Raw genomic sequence first — 15,115 nt, forward strand, 5'->3', positions numbered from 1 at the left:
TACGGTGCTCACACTTTCAACCCGTCTTTCGGGCATGTTTTTTTGCGATTTTTGTTACACCGTGGTGCTTCATAGTAATAGGTAGTGCACTCTTCCCGTTCTCGGGAGGGGGTTTTTTGTTTCCACCTGCCCGCTTACTTATTTTTTAACTGCCAGCGTCCCATGGCACACCCACCACGCAAACGTTTCGGCGTCATTCGTGAGGCTACCCCCCTTCCTGATCTCACGGCCATTCAGAAACAATCGTACGATTGGTTCTTGCGCGAGGGGTTACGCGAACTGTTCGATGAAGTAAGTCCTATCCAGGACTTCACTGGTCGTGATTTAGAACTTGCCTTCACCGATTATTATCTCGATGAAGCGAAGTTCGATGAAATTACGAGCCGCGAAAAGAACGTTACCTTTGAAGCGCCGCTTCGTGTGAAAGCGAAGCTCACGAACCGACGGACGTCGGAAGTGAAAGAGCAAGAAATTTATTTGGGTGATTTTCCAGTTATGACACCACGAGGGACGTTCGTGGTGAACGGCATTGAACGGGTGGTCGTTTCACAGATGATTCGGTCGGCGGGTGTATTTTTTACTTCAGAATTTGTCCGTGGTCGTCGGTTGTATGGGGCGAAGGTCATTCCAAACCGTGGGGCATGGTTGGAAATGGAAACAGACGCCGCCGGTGTGGCCTGGGTGAAGATTGATAGAAAGCGAAAAGTAGCCGTAACCTCTTTGTTACGGTCTTTTGGCTATGGCACGGATGATCAAATCAGAGCGCTGTTCCAAGATGAGCTCGTACAGCCATATCTTGAAGCGACGTTAGCAAAAGATATTGCCACAAACGAAGATGAAGGGGTGATTGAAGTGTATAAGCGGATTCGACCAGGGGACCTCGCTACCACCGAGAACGCTCGGACACTCATTCAATCGATGTTCTTCCGGTTTGATCGCTACGACTTTGGTCGTGTCGGTCGTCATAAATTGAACATGCGTTTTGGAATTGATGTTCCGAACGACAAAGCGCACCGCGTTCTTCGCAAAGAAGACCTCGTTATGATTGTGAACGAGATTATGCGGTTGAATGCGACACAAGAAGAAGCAGACGACATTGACCACTTGGGGAATCGCCGCGTACGGGCAGTGGGTGAGCTGATTCAAAACCGGTTCCGTGTTGGTGTCGCTCGTATGGAGCGCATCATTCGCGACCGTATGTCGACATTGGACATTAACGAACTGACGCCAAATAAGCTTATCAATGCACGGCCAGTTATTGGTGCCTTGAAAGAATTTTTCATGAGTTCGCAGCTGTCGCAGTTCATGGATCAAACGAACGCCCTGGCTGAGTTGGAGCACAAGCGCCGCGTGTCTGCTATGGGCCCGGGTGGTTTGTCTCGTGAGCGGGCAGGATTTGAAGTGCGTGATGTGCACCCAACGCACTACGGTCGGCTCTGTCCAATTGCCACACCAGAAGGACCGAACATTGGTCTGGTTGGACACTTGGCAAGTTACGCACGGGTGAATGAGTACGGATTTATTGAAACACCTTTCGTTCGTGTGAAGCACGATGTGGACAATGACGCAAAAGAAACGACGGGCGAAATAGTGCGGCTTGATGTTGTTCATCCCAAAACCGGAAAAGTTATTGCCAAAGCTGGCACCACAGTAACGGCAGCACTAGCGAAAGATATTGCAGCTGTTAGTGAGGTAGAAACAGTGGCGTTGAAGCCACGCATTACGGGCGAGATTGTGTACCTCGATGCCTTTACGAACCAGCGACACACGACAACAGCGGCCACGACCCCCATTACGGAAGATGGCTATTTTGTTGAGGAAAAAGCCGAAGTACGTCGCCATGGCGAGCCGTCAGTCGAACCAGTTGAAACGATTGATTACATGGACGTTGCGCCGAACCAAATCGTCAGTATCGGCACATCGCTCATTCCTTTCCTTGAACACGATGACGCCATTCGGGCACTCATGGGTACGAACATGCAACGGCAGGCAGTTTCTTTGGTCAATCCAGCCGCCCCGATTGTCGGTACTGGTGTTGAAGCTCGAGCCGCCCGCGATTCTGGCCACGTTGTTATTGCTGACGAAGAGGGTGAAATTGTTGAAATCGACGGACGCCACATAGTGCTCCTCGCCAAGAGCGGCAAGCGGTACGTCTATGAACTTACGAAATTTGTTCGTTCTAACGCTTCGACCTGTTTAAATCAACGTCCCATTGTTTCACTGGGTGAGAAAGTGAAGGCTGGCGAGGTGCTGGCCGATGGTCCGTCGACTGAGGGTGGTGAATTGGCATTGGGTCGTAACGTCACAGTCGCCTTCATGTGTTGGGAAGGCTATAACTATGAGGACGCTATTATTATTTCAGAGCGCCTAGTTCGTGACGACGTTTATTCGTCAATTCATATTGAGGATTACACGGTAGACGTTCGTGAAACGAAGCTTGGTCCAGAAGTTATTACGTCTGACATTCCAAACATTGGTGAAGAGAAGCTGAAAGATCTCGACGAAGAAGGTGTTGTCCGCATCGGTGCGCAAGTTTCTTCGGGGGACATCTTGGTTGGTAAAATTACACCCAAAGGAGAAACTGAACTTTCTGCTGAAGAGAAATTGCTGCGCGCCATTTTCGGTGAGAAAGCAAAAGATGTCCGTGACACATCACTATACCTTGAACATGGTGAGCACGGTAAAGTCGTGGATGTTAAAGTTTTCTCACGTGACGCAGGCGACCGTTTGCCGGCTGGCGTTATTAAGAGCATTCAGGTGAAGGTGGCAAACCTACGAAAGATTCAGGTGGGTGACAAAATGGCTGGTCGACACGGCAACAAGGGTGTGGTGTCGCGAGTTGTGCCAGTTGAAGATTTGCCGTTCCTTGAGGACGGAACACCAGTCGACATCATTCTTTCACCACTCGGTGTGGTTTCTCGTATGAACCTCGGTCAAATTCTTGAGACGCACCTTGGTATTGCGGCTGAACGACTCGGCTATCACGTAGCCACACCGGCGTTAGATGGGGTGACGGGCGAAACAATTCAAAATGAGTTAGAACGAGCCGGCCTCGCCCGTGATGGTAAGGCAGTGCTATATAACGGCCGTACCGGTGAACCGTTCGCGCATCGGGTAACGGTTGGTACCATTTATATGTTGAAATTGAACCACATGGTGGACGACAAGATTCATCAGCGGTCTATCGGTCCATACTCGCTTATTACGCAACAGCCGCTGGGTGGTAAGGCGCAGTTTGGTGGTCAGCGATTTGGTGAAATGGAAGTGTGGGCGCTCGAAGGGTATGGAGCCGCTCATACCTTGCAGGAAATCTTGACCATTAAGTCAGATGACGTGCCCGGACGTTCCAAGGCGTACGAAGCTATCATTAAGGGTGAGCCAATCCAAAAGATGAATGTGCCAGAATCCTTTAATGTGTTGGTTCGTGAACTGAAAGGACTTTGTCTTGATGTTGAGTTGCTAGACGACGAAGACAATGTCATACGGGAGTCGTCCGAGGAACCAGTTGTCGCCGCTTAACCGCTACCACTATGTATACAGAACCAACACAAGGAACCGCTTCCGACTTTGCCGCCATTCGATTGAAGCTGGCTTCACCAGAAGCGGTGCGACGCTGGTCGCACGGTGAGGTCACAAAGCCAGAGACGGTAAACTACCGAACGCAAAAGCCAGAAAAGGAAGGTCTCTTTTCGGAACGAATTTTCGGTCCTTCAAAAGACTGGGAATGTTACTGCGGCAAGTACAAGAAGATTCGGTACAAGGGCATTGTCTGTGATAAGTGTGGTGTTGAGGTAACGAGAGCCGTTGTTCGACGTGAACGGATGGGTCACATTGAACTCAAAGCGCCAGTTTCACACATTTGGTTTCTGCGTGGCGTGCCATCAAAAATTGGTCTTATGCTTGACCTTTCCATGCAGAATTTGGAAAAAGTCATTTACTTTGCCAACTTCATTATTACCGAGGTTGATGAAGGATTGCGTGAGGCAACTATCGAGCAGGTGAAGCAGGAGTACCAGGCGAAGCGTCGGTCTATTGAAGCTGACTATCAGCACGAGGTAAAAGACGCGCAGGGTGACGGGACGAGCGAAAAGAGAACAGCTATTGCGAAGGTTCGCGATGAACGATTGGCTGAACTTGAGGAAGTATTTGCTCTCGCAGAGCGTGAACTTCGAGATTTGAAGCCGATGCGCATTATTTCCGAGAGCACGTACCACGACCTTTCCCTTAAGTATGGTCATGTCTTTACGGCTGGCATTGGTGCCGAAGCGGTGTACAAATTACTTTCTGAAATCGACTTGCCAGCGCTTCGTGAAACGATGGAAGAAGAGATGGAAGAGGCTGGTGGTGCACGGGCCGAGAAGTTGACTCGCCGAATGAAGCTCTTAAAGAGTTTTATGCAGAATCATTTGCGACCAGAGTGGATGATTATTACCGCTCTTCCCGTTATACCTCCGGATCTTCGGCCAATGGTGCCGCTTGATGGTGGTCGTTTTGCAACTTCTGACTTGAACGATTTGTATCGTCGAGTTATTAACCGTAACAACCGTTTGAAGCAGCTGGTTGAGTTGAACGCGCCGGAAGTTATTACGCGGAACGAGAAGCGTATGCTTCAAGAAGCGGTTGATGCGTTGATTGATAACTCTGCTCGTCACGGTAAGACAGTCATGGCTGCCACGGGGCAGAAGCGAAGCTTGAAGTCATTGGCCGACATGCTGAAAGGGAAGCAGGGTCGATTCCGCCAGAACTTGCTCGGTAAACGTATCGACTACTCTGGTCGTTCCGTTATTGTGGTTGGTCCAACATTAAAGATGCATCAGTGTGGGTTGCCAAAGCGAATGGCGCTTGAATTGTTCCGACCATTTGTTATTAGCAAGCTTATCAGTCGTGAATTGGTGCATAACGTGCGTTCGGCGAACCGATACATTGAAAGTGCTCGACCAGAAGTGTGGGACATACTAGACGAGATTGTGGCCGATGCATTCGTTCTATTGAACCGCGCGCCAACCTTGCACCGTCTTGGTATTCAAGCCTTCCGTCCAATCCTGGTTGAAGGGAAAGCTATTCAATTGCACCCCCTCGTTTGTCCGGCGTTTAACGCAGACTTTGATGGTGACCAAATGGCGGTACACGTACCACTGACAACAGAGGCTCGACGTGAAGCAGCTGAATTAATGCTCTCGTCTAAGAACCTTTTGAAGCCAGCACATGGCGAACCAGTGGCCAGCCCGAACCAAGATATTGTGTGGGGTCTCCACTACCTCACCACTGTGGACGAAGATGAAGCAACCGCCAATAAACGACTGTTTGGTAGCCCGACCGAAGCAATTACCGCGCATGACCTTAAGGTTGTTGGGCTTCGTCAGATGCTAACGGTCCGCTTATTGTCCGGTGAAATCGTTGTTACCTCAGTTGGACGATTGCTCTTCAATGAGGTGATGCCAGAGAGTGTTGGCTTTATGAACGAAGTCATGGATAAGCGCACGCTCGGAAATGTCGTCAAGAAAGTGATTGAACTTGAAGAAGTAGACAGAGCCGCGCAACTACTTGATGACTTGAAGGATCTTGGGTTTGCTTATCTGACGAAGTCTGGACTCTCGTGGAGTATGGGGGATATTCCTTCACTTCCTGAAAAGCCAGAAATTATTGAGGCGGCCCACAAAGAAGTTGATGAAGTGCAGCAGCAGTATGCCGATGGATTGTTAACGAATGACGAGCGTCACAGTCAGGTGGTGCAATTGTGGACCAGCGCCAAAGATAAGGTCGTAGCGCTCTCGAAAAATATTCTGCCAAAGGGTAGCTCGGTTTACACTATGGTTGAGTCCGGTGCCCGTGGGTCGTGGGGGCAGCTTACACAGATTGTTGGTATGAAGGGGCTTGTGACCAACCCATCTGGGGATATTATCGAACTGCCAGTTACGGGTAACTTCAAAGACGGGTTTGACGTACTTGAGTACTTCATTTCAACCCACGGTGCCCGTAAAGGACTTTCTGATACTGCGCTTCGTACCGCTAACGCCGGATATTTGACTCGTCGGTTGGTCGACGTGGCACAAGACGTCATTGTCCAGAGCACTGATTGTGGAGACCAAGAGGGCTTGGTTATTACTCGAGAAGAAGCCGCCAGTACCGGGCAGACGTTAGAGGAAAAGGTGGCTGGTCGAGTTGTGCTGGAACGGGTAATGAAGCCAGGGACTCGAAAGGTTATCGTCAAAGAAGGTGAACTGATTGGCTCCGATGTATTGGCTGAGTTGATTGAAGCGAAGGTAGATTCAGTACGAATTGCCAGTATCATGACGTGCAAAATGGGTCGTGGCGTCTGTGTTAAGTGCTACGGATTGGACCTTGGGTACAACCGTCCAGTTTCGCTTGGTACGGCTGTCGGCATCATCGCGGCTGAGTCTATTGGTGAACCTGGTACACAGCTTACTATGCGTACGTTCCACACTGGGGGAGTGGCTGGTCAGGACATCACGCAAGGTTTGCCACGAGTGGAAGAACTGTTTGAAGTGCGACCACCAAAGCGTAAAACCTTCTTGGCTGATGTGGCTGGTGTTGTCTCAATAACCACCCCGAGCCGCGAAGCGAATCCGGATGCACCTCGTGGTCAGCGGTTGCTCCGCATTGTGAGCAATGAACCCGTTCCTGACGCTGACCCAGAGATTGGTGAAAACATTCGGGAGATTATTATTCCGCCAGGGTATCGGTTGCTTGTTAATGACGGCGCTACCGTGACTGTCGGTGAGCAACTGACGGATGGCAGTAATGATTTGCAGCAACTTTTCCGCTTGCGTGGGCGTCTTGAAACGCAGCGCTACATTATTCGAGAGATTCAGTACATCTACTCTTCCCAGGGTCAGAAGCTAAACGATAAGCACGTGGAAGTCATTTGTCGGCAGCTCTTCTCACGAGTGTATGTTACAAACGCCGGCGACTCTGACTTACTCCCTGGAGAAATCGTTGAGCGTGCGCAGGTGATGGATGCGAACGCCGGCAGTTCAAAAGATTTGGTTGAGTACGATGAACTTTTGTTGGGTATGACAAAGGCGGCACTATCAACGAAGAGTTTCCTCGCCGCGGCGTCCTTCCAAGAAACCGCTCGGGTGCTCATTAACGCCGCAACGTCTGGGCGCGTGGATAGACTTGAGGGTCTAAAAGAAAATGTCTTGATTGGTCGCCTCATTCCGGCAGGGACTGGTTTCCGAGATAAACACATGGCAGTAGCACCAGCACCGGCACTTCCGGCTGCAGAGTAGCGTCCCCCGTTTTGCCGTGATATAGTTCAGCTACTATGGAAGGCAAAAAAGTACTCATCGTTGAAGATAACGAAACACTGCTACAGGCTTTGGAACGAAAGCTTGTAGGGTACGGGTACATCGTTACCAAGGCAAGAGATGGGGAAGAGGGGCTGCGGGCCATCACCGAAACTTCGCCAGACGTGGTTTTGCTGGATATTCTCATGCCAAAACTTGATGGTTTTGCTGTGCTTGAGAAACTGCATAGCGACGGCATCATACCGAAATTGCCAATCATTATTATCTCGAACTCCGGTCAACCAGTTGAGATTGATCGAGCGGTAAAACTTGGGGCCCGAGATTACCTCGTAAAGGCAGAATTTGATCCAGAAGAAGTCGTTGAAAAAGTACGAGTCGTGCTCGGCGAGCCACCAGTGGTTGCTCAGGCAGCCGTTGTGCCGACAGCCACTGCGCGACGCATTCTTATTGTTGAAGACGATCAATTTTTACGTGATTTATTAGAACGTAAATTGAAAGCCGAAGGATTCATTGTTGAAACTGCTATCGAAGGAGAAGCAGCGCTGGCTGTTGCCGAGAAAACCATGCCCGATCTTATCTTGCTAGACATTATTCTTCCCGGTATTGATGGCTTTACAATCCTCGAACGACTGAAGCAATCGCCTGCCATGGCTGGTATTCCGGTAATTCTACTCACGAACCTTGGTCAACGCGATGATGTTGATAAGGGTTTGAAGCTTGGTGCCGTTGGTTATTTGGTGAAGGCGCACTTTACACCAGGCGATATTGTTGAGAAAGTTCGTAGCACTCTGCAGATTGGTTAATATGCAGGTTACTATTTACACGACGAGCACGTGCCCGTATTGCAAGTTGGCGAAAGCTTTTTTTGTAGCGCACAACGTAGCATTTACAGAGAAAGATGTAACGAGTGATCACGCCGCGCAGCAAGAGATGATAGAAAAATCCGGAGTCATGGCCGTACCAGTTATTGTCGTTGACAGTGAAATTGTCGTGGGATTCAAAGAAACAGAACTTACCCGATTACTGGGGCTTTCGTAAGTATGGAAATATTGGCCATTCGAGGAATGGCAACCCAATACGAGACGGATGTAGTGGTTGTTGGCTCCTTTGAAAAAGAAAAAAAATTAGTTGGTGCGGTGCGTGATATTGACCGAATTTTGGCTGGTCGAATCACTGCTGCTATAAAGCGATATGATTTTTCTGGGAAGAAAGGCGAAAGCATTTTGATTCCTTCGCACGGGATTCCCTCACACACGGTGTTACTTTTGGGACTTGGTCAGCGTCGTAATTGGGATGCTAGTGTACTTAGAGAGTTAGCAGCCAGTACGGCGAAGCGCACTGGCCAAGAACGAGCGAAGCGAATTGCGTTCGCAGTGGAGCCGTTTGGCGGTAGTCGCGCTATTGAACGAAGCGCTGCTGCTATTACTGAAGGGGTACTTCTCGGAACCTATAAGTTCGATCGGTACCATGGTAAGGAAACAAAAGTTGAAGTAGAGAAGCGACTCATTACTACGGTGGCGGTACTTGTTGGATCTGATGCTCAGAAGCGCCAGGCTACGGCGGGCATTATTAGTGGCCAGCGCAGTGCTGCGATGACGTGTTATGCCCGAGACCTTGTTAACACTCCTGCCAGCGATATGACGCCGCAGCATTTGGCGGCCGTTGCTCGTGAGATTGCGAGCAAGAAAAAATCGCAAGTTACCGTTCGTGTTCTGGATGCTGCTGCCGCAAAGAAACTCAACATGGGGGCTTTCCTCGCTGTGGCAAAAGGCTCAGATGAGGCACCGCAATTTATACACCTAACATATACGCCAAAGCGGTCAGGCAAATTAAAAAAAGTATTCTTTGTTGGTAAGGGTGTTACGTTTGATTCTGGTGGGTTGCATGTTAAGCCGTGGGGGTACATGGAAAATATGAAAATCGATATGGCCGGTGCGGCGGCGGTGCTAGGATTATTCTCTCGTATTGATGAGTTGGCACCACGGTGTGAAGTGCACGGCATAATCCCAGCTGTTGAAAATATGCCTTCAGGCAAAGCCGCGAAACCGGGTGATGTTGCCATGACCTTATCGGGTAAAACGGTAGAAATTTTGAACACTGATGCTGAAGGTCGCCTCATTTTGTGTGATGCGCTTGGTTATGCGGTACGAGAAAAAGCAGATTACATTGTAGACCTCGCAACATTAACCGGTGCGTGCGTCGTGGCGCTGGGTGAAGAGATTGCGGGGATGTTTGGCAATACGAGCGCGTTCACCAAAATGGTAATGGCGGCTAGCAAGGAAGTTGGTGAGCCGCTATGGCAATTGCCGCTTCCTGGTCGGTATAAAGAGCTTTTGAAGAGTAAAGTAGCCGATTATAGAAATACAGGAGACAGATGGGGTGGAGCTATCGTAGCTGCTTTGTTCTTGCAAGAGTTTGTTGAAAAAACACCATGGGTGCACCTTGATATTGCTGGACCAGCTTGGGCGGAGCGCGAAACGCAACCCTCGGTGCCACTAGGTGCTACTGGTTTTGGGGTACGGACGCTGGAGGCTTTGCTGGCGACGTTGCGGTAACTGGAACTACTTGCACGCTTGACGAGCGGCGAAGCGCCGCTTTTATTTTTTGCTCAACTTTTCGAGCCTGAAGAATTTTCGTTGGCGATAGCTCTGTTAGATCAGCTTCTCGTTCGTGCGCCGCATAGAGTACGGTATACATTTCTGGCAATAAGGAACCCATCAGTTCATCTACCGTAACAGAACGAGCTATGGCAGCGTAGTGTTCATGAGGTGCTGCATTTTCGTCAATCGCCAGATCAATACCGGTTGCCGGCGTAAGTGAAGCATCGTCATTTTCCAGGTAGGCGAGAACTAATCCATCACCACCTAATTCTTTTGTTTGCACAACAGCAACCGCCGCCGCTTCCTCGTGCTCAGCCATAAATGTTAGCAATGATTGCCAGGCTCTTTTCGTTAGCGTTAAATCGTGGACTTGGCAGAAACCACCAAGACATTTCATGCCGTAGTATAAAGACACCATGATGTAACAGGTAAGCATGCTCGGAAAAATTTTTTTTGCCTTGAGAGCAGTTCGAATAGCTTCGGGGTTCCATGGTACGATCGGCAATCCATTTGGCAACGTAAGTGAACCGTTTGCAATCTGTAAACTTACCCGACGATGTTTCTCGTCAATTCCCCAGAAGAAGCAAGTGCCGGTACCCTTCGCCTGAGAGAATGCGCCCGGTATTCCGTCAAAACAGTTCGTCGCTTCTTCGCGAACCCGGTCGTCAAAGAGCATGCGGTAGAGGAGGGAGTCTGCATTGATGAGGTGAACCTCTTGAAGGAGGGTTGCAACAATTGATTCAATATCAATATAGATGAGATCCAGCGGTTGGGATCCGAATAGTTTTGGCCAAAGTGCAAAGTTAATTTTTGTTATTTGCGTGGAGAAGTCCGGTGCGTTTAGTACGTCTGGGTTTGCAAAGATTTCTCCTAATATTTTTTTCGCCGCCGTTGCACGAGGAATGGTTAGTGCGCCACCGCGTGCCAGCGCGTCGAGTCTCGCACATGCCCGATCGATGTCAGCAGCCGTAAATGGTTCTAAGTCGTAGACAACACTCATTTTTAAGCGATCTGGGAGTATAGGTATGCGAATGAGTTCGTGCTGCCCGGCTCGTTTGCCATTGAGCAAGATGCCTCGAGGATAGGCTGAGGCATTATTTACAGAGACACTGGCAAATGAAAAAACGACCGCCGCACATAAGTCAGGGTCGTCCGTATCCATCACAGGGAGACTGGAGATGAGATTAGCGTTAACGAAGAAAGGGTGGTCGATTGGTCCGTGATGATCGATCGTTGAAATGAGCGCCTTACTTCTTAATTGCAAAGCGACACGTTTGCCAACGCTAGGATTGATTCGTTCAGCGACGAGTTTTTCGACAACGGCAATGAGTTCTTCTTTGCGTTCATCGAGACGTGGGGCAGGGTTCACGTCAAGAAAATCGCGGGCATATTCATAGAGTGTCTTAGCCCCGTGGCGATCCATTATTTCACCAAGAATCGGGCGCCGCTGCCATATGGCTTGACGGAGTCTGTGTACGGCTTTAAGAATTTTTTGTACTGCGTCGGCGTTTTGGTCGCGTCCAAATGCCTCAGTGTCATCAGGAATATCCATAGTAAATCGCTCCCTCAAAGGAGCGTGGTATTTTCCTCGTGATTATTTGCTGTATCCTGGCAAAAAAAGGGTGTTTAGTCAAGGCTTTCGGGGTATTTTGAAGGGTCTTTTGAATCCATCAGCTTACACCCTGAAAACCCTTGACAGGCCGGAAACATTCGGTATAATTAGCCAAGTTAACTGTGGATATTAACTAACGCCTCTCTATGCAACATCGCCTAATAACTTCTCTCCAAACGGACGGCTAGAGACATTACCGGCGTTGCAGGTGTCTCAACCGCCCTTCGGCGGTTTTTTTGTCCCTTCTTTTTTTAAATCTCACCGCTCGTTGTTCCTGGTGCAGCGACTCGTCGACGCCTTGCGCGTCGCGGTCGCTGCAGCGGGTGGAACGGATAGCAACTTGAAAATTTCATAGTCCAATGCAAGCACACGGATGAAGACGCATCTTCACATAGATTAATTGCAGTTTTACTGGATGCTGATGAATATCAGCATCGAGGCACGAAAGGGTAGATGGCGGATGCCTTGACACTAGAAGACGATGAAGGACGCGGCAACCGGCGAAACGCTTCGGGGAGGTGGTGAGCAACCTTTGATCCGGAGATATCCGAATGGGGCAACCCAATCCTGGTAATGCGGGATTATCGTGCGCTGAATACATAGGCGTACGAAGTGTACCCGGGGAACTGAAACATCTTAGTACCCGGTGGAAAAGAAAATAATGTCCTCCACGAGAGTTGCAGGCGGCGAACGCAAGTTCGCACGGGCAACTTTCGCGAAGGAAAATTCTCCTAGTAGCGGCGAGCGAACGGGGAGAAGCCCAAACCTCAGATGGCTGTATGTGCGTACCTAACTCGCAAGAGATAAGGGCAATCGTGTAACGGCTTCAGGGCCAATGCCAATTGAGGGGTTGTAAAATGATTACGTCAGCGCGCCTGACCGCGCTGGGCAGAGTGAGCAGCTACGGCTGAATACCATCTAGGAGAAGGTCCCTGGAAAGGGCCACCAGAGAGGGTGAAAGTCCCGTACTCGAAAGAAGGTATTGCTTTGCGGTTTTTATTTTGAGTACCACGAGACTCGAGAAATCTTGTGGGAATCTGGGTCGACTACGATCCAAGGCTAAATACTTCTAGTGATCGATAGTGAACAAGTACCGTGAGGGAAAGGTGAAAAGTACCCCGGTGAGGGGGATGAAATAGTATCTGAAACCATCTACTTACAGAGAGTCGGAGCTCACCTTCGGGTGGGTGACGGCGTGCCTATTGAAGAATGAGCCAACGAGTGTGTTGCCTATCGCTCGTCTAAGCCCACGTAGGGCGGAGGCATAGTGAAAGCGAGCGTTAATAGCGCGATTTTCACTCTATAGTTTTTGGTTATCCTTGACTTCGGTCGAGTGGTAACCGAGGACTGTAGTGTGAACAAGCGGTAGCAATACGACCCGAAGCCGGGTGACCTAGCCATGGCCAGGATGAACCTCGTCGAAAGACGAGGGGAGGTCCGAACCCACGCGCCGTACAACACGCGGGGATGAGCTGTGGTTAGCGGAGAAATTCCAATCGAACTCGGCGATAGCTGGTTCTCCTCGAAATAGCTATTGGGCTAGCGCCACAGTGGCACCCAGGGGTAGAGCACTGAATGAGGAACGGTGGAGCAATCCTACGTTCTTCAACCAAACTCCGAATACTGGGATCGTTATACTGTGGTAGTCAGACTATGGGGGCTAAGCTCCATCAGTCAAAAGGGAAACAGCCCTAGACCGGCAACTAAGGTCCCGAAATCTTCTCGTACCTGCGGGTACGGGACACGCGAAGCCTTCGGGTTAGCGTGGGATTAAGTGTCAAAGGAAGTGAGATGATTGAAACAACCAGGAGGTTGGCTTAGAAGCAGCCATCCTTTAAAGAAAGCGTAACAGCTCACTGGTCAAATTATCTTGCGCCGAAAATTTATCGGGGCTCAAATCCAGTACCGAAGTTCCGGATCTTCACTTTTAGTGAAGGTGGTAGAGGAGCGTCCTGATCTGCGTCGAAGGGAGACCCGTGAGGGATCCTGGAGCGGTCAGGAGTGAGAATGTTGGCATGAGTAGCAAAAAGTCACGTGAGAACCGTGACCACCGTAAGCGTAAGGTTTCCTGGGCAACGACACTCGACCCAGGGTGAGTCGGTCCTAAGGTGAGGCCGTACGGCGTAACCGATGGATGAGCAGTTTAATATTACTGCACTTGCTCCTACGTAGAGCGTTGTGCGCTTCTTTTAAGTCCCCACGTTTTTTGGCTATAGGCGTGCCGCAAGGCGCAGGCGAAGCCGCAAGGCAGAGCCAATGGGAGTAGCGAAGGAGCCTAGAAAAGCAACGTATCTCGTCTTGCGTAAAGTGAGACGTGGTAGGAGTGAACCGTACCGTAAACCGACACAGGTGCGCGAGGCGAGTAGCCTCAGGTGTACGAGAGAACCCTCGTTCAGGAACTCGGCAAAAAAGCGGCCGTAACTTCGGGATAAGGCCTCCCCGACTTTGTCGGGGCGCAGCGAATGATCTCAAGCGACTGTTTACCAAAAACACAGGTCCCTGCGAAAGCGAAAGCTTATGTATAGGGGCTGATGCCTGGCCAGTGTCAGAACGTTAAGGGGATTGGTCATGGCCTTCGGGCCGGCAGCCTTGAACCGAAGCGCTGACGAACGCCGGCGATAACTATAATCGTCCTAAGGTAGCGAAATTCCTTGTCGGGTAAGTTCCGACCTGCACGAATGGCATAACGACTTGAGAACTGTCTTAACGAGGGACTCGGTGAAATTGCGAGAGGGGTGAAGATGCCCCTGACCCGTGGCTGGACGAAAAGACCCCGTGAAGCTTTACTACAGCTTGCTATTGAGTTAGGGATACAACTGTTCAGCATAGGTGGGAGCCGCAAGGCACCAGTGAGATACCACCCTTTTGTATTCGTAACCCTAACCCTGCACCGTTATCCGGTGCGGGGAACAGTAGCTGGCAGGTAGTTTAACTGGGGCGGTTGCCTCCTAAAATGTAACGGAGGCGTTTACAAAGGTTGGCTAGTCCCGGATGGAAATCGGGACGATAGGGCAAAGCCAGAAGCCAGCTTTACTGCAACTCCTACAAGAGAAGCAGTCGCGAAAGCGGAACTTAGTGATCCGACGATCCAATGTAGGATGGTCGAAGCTCAACGGATAAAAGCTACTCCGGGGATAACAGGCTAGTCAGGCCCAAGCGTCCACAGCGACGGCCTGGTTCGGCACCTCGATGTCGGCTCGTCGCATCCTGGGGGTGGAGAAGCTCCCAAGGGTTTGGCTGTTCGCCAATTAAAGCGGCACGCGAGCTGGGTTCAGAACGTCGTGAGACAGTTCGGTCTCCTATCCGCCACGGGCGCGGAAACTTGCGGAGGCCCTTCCTTAGTACGAGAGGACCGGGAAGGACGAACCTCTGGTGTACCAGTTGTTCTGCCAAGGGCAGTGCTGGGTAGCCAAGTTCGGTTAGGATAAACGCTGAAAGCATATAAGCGTGAAGCCGTCTCCAAGATTAGGTTTCGTTTGAGGCCCCCAAGAGATTATTGGGTTGATAGGCGCTACGTAGAAGTCCCGTAAGGGATGAAGCGGAGGCGTACTAATCGGCCGATGCCTCGGTGCTGATGTGCGTCCACATCCAGCATGACTGTAATTTTTTTGATGCGTCAGACAGACGCGTGC

At 50.2% G+C, this 15,115-nt stretch carries 6 protein-coding genes and 1 rRNA gene; 6 read left to right on the plus strand and 1 reads right to left on the minus strand.

Translation table 11 applies throughout. The annotated features are described in order from the left end of the window. Window positions 1-162 precede the first annotated feature (162 nt). The 5 genes from WC052_01915 to WC052_01935 are packed head-to-tail and all read left to right on the plus strand — an operon-like array spanning window position 163 to window position 9,826. Complete coding sequence (locus tag WC052_01915; protein MFA7286400.1) at window positions 163-3,519, plus strand: DNA-directed RNA polymerase subunit beta; 3,357 nt, start codon at window positions 163-165, stop codon at window positions 3,517-3,519. An 11-nt stretch (window positions 3,520-3,530) separates the two neighbouring features. Then, complete coding sequence (gene rpoC, locus WC052_01920; protein MFA7286401.1) at window positions 3,531-7,253, plus strand: DNA-directed RNA polymerase subunit beta'; 3,723 nt, start codon at window positions 3,531-3,533, stop codon at window positions 7,251-7,253. A gap of 35 nt (window positions 7,254-7,288) precedes the next feature. Next, window positions 7,289-8,074 carry a response regulator gene (locus tag WC052_01925; protein MFA7286402.1) on the plus strand — a complete coding sequence of 262 codons (786 nt, stop codon included), beginning with the start codon at window positions 7,289-7,291 and terminating at the stop codon, window positions 8,072-8,074. Window position 8,075: 1 nt separating this feature from the next. Beyond that, complete coding sequence (locus tag WC052_01930) at window positions 8,076-8,309, plus strand: glutaredoxin family protein (protein MFA7286403.1); 234 nt, start codon at window positions 8,076-8,078, stop codon at window positions 8,307-8,309. A 26-nt stretch (window positions 8,310-8,335) separates the two neighbouring features. Further along, window positions 8,336-9,826: a leucyl aminopeptidase gene (locus WC052_01935; GenBank protein MFA7286404.1), complete on the plus strand. Its 1,491-nt coding sequence runs from the start codon at window positions 8,336-8,338 to the stop codon at window positions 9,824-9,826. Here WC052_01935 and WC052_01940 read toward each other — a convergent pair. Then, entirely contained in the window at window positions 9,774-11,423 is a 1,650-nt protein-coding gene (locus WC052_01940; protein ID MFA7286405.1) for a hypothetical protein, read from the minus strand. The genes WC052_01935 and WC052_01940 overlap by 53 nt on opposite strands. A 492-nt stretch (window positions 11,424-11,915) precedes the next feature. On the opposite strand from WC052_01940, the gene WC052_01945 reads away from it, so the two are divergent. Then, window positions 11,916-15,056, plus strand: a 23S ribosomal RNA gene (locus tag WC052_01945). Window positions 15,057-15,115 lie beyond the last annotated feature (59 nt).

This window comes from Patescibacteria group bacterium, from assembly GCA_041675205.1.
Lineage (GTDB): Bacteria > Patescibacteriota > Patescibacteriia > GWA2-46-9 > GWA2-46-9 > JBAYUF01.

Coding starts and splice junctions, on each gene's coding strand:
- WC052_01915 (MFA7286400.1), top strand. CDS start 163: ATGGCACACCCACCACGCAAACGTTTCGGCGTCATTCGTGAGGCTACC.
- rpoC (MFA7286401.1), top strand. CDS start 3,531: ATGTATACAGAACCAACACAAGGAACCGCTTCCGACTTTGCCGCCATT.
- WC052_01925 (MFA7286402.1), top strand. CDS start 7,289: ATGGAAGGCAAAAAAGTACTCATCGTTGAAGATAACGAAACACTGCTA.
- WC052_01930 (MFA7286403.1), top strand. CDS start 8,076: ATGCAGGTTACTATTTACACGACGAGCACGTGCCCGTATTGCAAGTTG.
- WC052_01935 (MFA7286404.1), top strand. CDS start 8,336: ATGGCAACCCAATACGAGACGGATGTAGTGGTTGTTGGCTCCTTTGAA.
- WC052_01940 (MFA7286405.1), bottom strand. CDS start 11,423: ATGGATATTCCTGATGACACTGAGGCATTTGGACGCGACCAAAACGCC.